Here is a 2,263-nt window from a genome sequence, read left to right as displayed (position 1 = left end):
GAACCTGACCATCGTCGCCACAGGCGCRGGCCAGGCCAGCAACCTGACGGCGCAAGGCGCAAACCTGACCGCCGGCAACAACGTCACCCTGCTCGCAGACAACAAGGTCAACCTGCTGGCCAGCCAGAGCARYGCCAGCCAGGARAGCAGCAACAGCTCAAGSTCCAGCAGCGTGGGCGTGAGCTACGGSCTCATCTCGCAGMRWTTCAGCTTCAGCGCSAGCGCMAGCCAAAGCCAGGGMAACAGCAGCGGYAGCGACACCCGCTACACCAACACCCAGGTCAATGCCGGCAACACCGCCAGCATCATCAGCGGCGGCGATACCAACCTGATAGGCGCGGTGGTGGCAGCCAACACCGTCAAGGCCAACGTAGGCGGAAACCTCAACATCGCCTCCTTGCAAGACACCAGCACCTACACCAGCAAGCAAAGCTCAAGTGGCGCAAGTATCAGCTTTGGAAAGGATAGTGCGAGCGGTGGCAGCGTCACCGGCGGCGGCATCAGCGCCAGCAAGAGCAACATCGACAGCAGCTACGCCTCGGTCGTGCAGCAAAGCGGGGTCAAGGCGGGGGATGGCGGCTTCCAGGTCAATGTGGCGGGCAACACTGACCTCAAGGGCGCGGTCATTGCCAGCACGCAAGCGGCGGTGGATGGCAACAAGAATAGCTTCAGCACCGGCGGCACGCTCAGCATCAGCGATATTCAGAACAGTGCGGAGTACAAAGGCAGTGGTTACAGCGTTTCGGTGAGCGCGGGCTCTGGTCAAGATGCGAAGGGCAACACCATTTACACGCCCGGTGGCGGATTCGGCATTGGTAGTACCCAAGACAGCGTCAGCAGCACTTCTTCATCTGGCATCTCGGGTATCGCAGGAAACGCCGCAGTCAGAACGGGCGACGCCGAAACCGGCATCCAGAAGATCTTTGATTCCGAAAGAGTGCGAAAAGAGATCGATGCACAAGTGGCCATCACGGCCGAATTTGGGCAGCAGGCCTCCAGTGCCTGGGGCAAGTATGCCAACCAGAAGATGGTGGATGCCACGGATGAAGAAGAGCGGGCATGCTGGAGCGCGAACGGCCCTTGCCGCATAGCAGGGCATTCGATCATTGGTGCGTTGGGCGGTGGCGTTGAGGGTGCTTTAGGCGCGACAGGAAGCACGGCCTTGGCGCCTTACCTGAGCAAAGCAATCGATGACCTTGGCATTACGGGGCCGGCGCGAGACGCGCTGATCGCCGGCCTGAGTTCGACTATTGGTGGGGTGCTGGGCGGGACGGCTGGTGCCGCAGGGGCATTCAACGAAGTCACCAATAATTACCTGACGAGCAAACAGTGGGAGGAATTTGCAAACGAAATTGCCAACTGCAAGGCCAAACGCGGCGGTTGCACGTCGAGTCAGACGCAGGAAATCCGCGCCAAGTACCAAAAAATCAGCGATAAACAAAACATCGCGCTCGCCAATTGTGATGTCACAAAAAATTGTGCCGAACTTGGAAAAGATGTTGCAACCGGAACGGAGACGATGGTCCAGCTGATCAGCAGCAACAGCCTTCCAATTGGCGGTGCTGACAGGACGGACCTTGGTCAATTCTTGGGCCAACGCCTGGCCGGGGATCCCGCCTACCGAGCGCAAGTTAGCGGTGCTTTGCAGGTTGCTGCGTTTTGTAATGCCAAGCCGGATCAATGCACCGCTACGGCGATCAAAGCCGCAGCACTGGTGCTGGCCCCTGTTATTGGTGTCGCGTACGGTGCAGTGGCCATCGAACTGTTGGTATCTGCCGGGCGGCTCACCATCGCGGAGGCAGCCTTGCTCGTGAATCTGGGTGGCCCCGCGGGGTACTGCAACCTCAAACCTGACACCTGCCTGCTGATTGCAGATGTAGCCGCTGGGCTGGCGAGCGGCAGCGTGGCTCCTAGTGTTTTGCCGCCTGGTTCGATCAAAGCCGTCGCAACGATGGGCGAGGCTCTTGGTGGCAAAGCAGCTAGCAGCACTGTTAGCGGATATATCAGTGGAGCTAAAGTCTGCGAGAGCGCGTGTGCCATCTCGGGATTGACCAAGCAAGAGCAACTGATGGCCAACCTCATCAGGGACAGCTCTGATAACCAGGGTGTACTGACGGAGAAACTGTTGGAGTCGGTTGCCACCCGTACAGGTATGACCGTGTTGTCTGGTGGAAAATACGGTAGCAACAATGGCTTTGATCTTGTGCTTCAGGGCAAGGATGGTACCGTAACTATCATTATGGATGTAACTATCATTATGGAT

The 2,263-nt window shown here is 58.4% G+C and carries 1 protein-coding gene; it reads left to right on the top strand.

What is annotated here, in order from left to right; genetic code table 11:
- Positions 1 to 2,263 (top strand): hemagglutinin repeat-containing protein (locus tag AC1D0P_RS24915; protein ID WP_477679186.1); only part of this gene is annotated, 2,263 nt, incomplete at both ends.

The organism is Polaromonas sp. P1_G2 (genome assembly GCF_056405515.1).
Note: the sequence above shows the minus strand (reverse complement) of the source record. Positions and strands in the feature narration are given on the sequence as shown.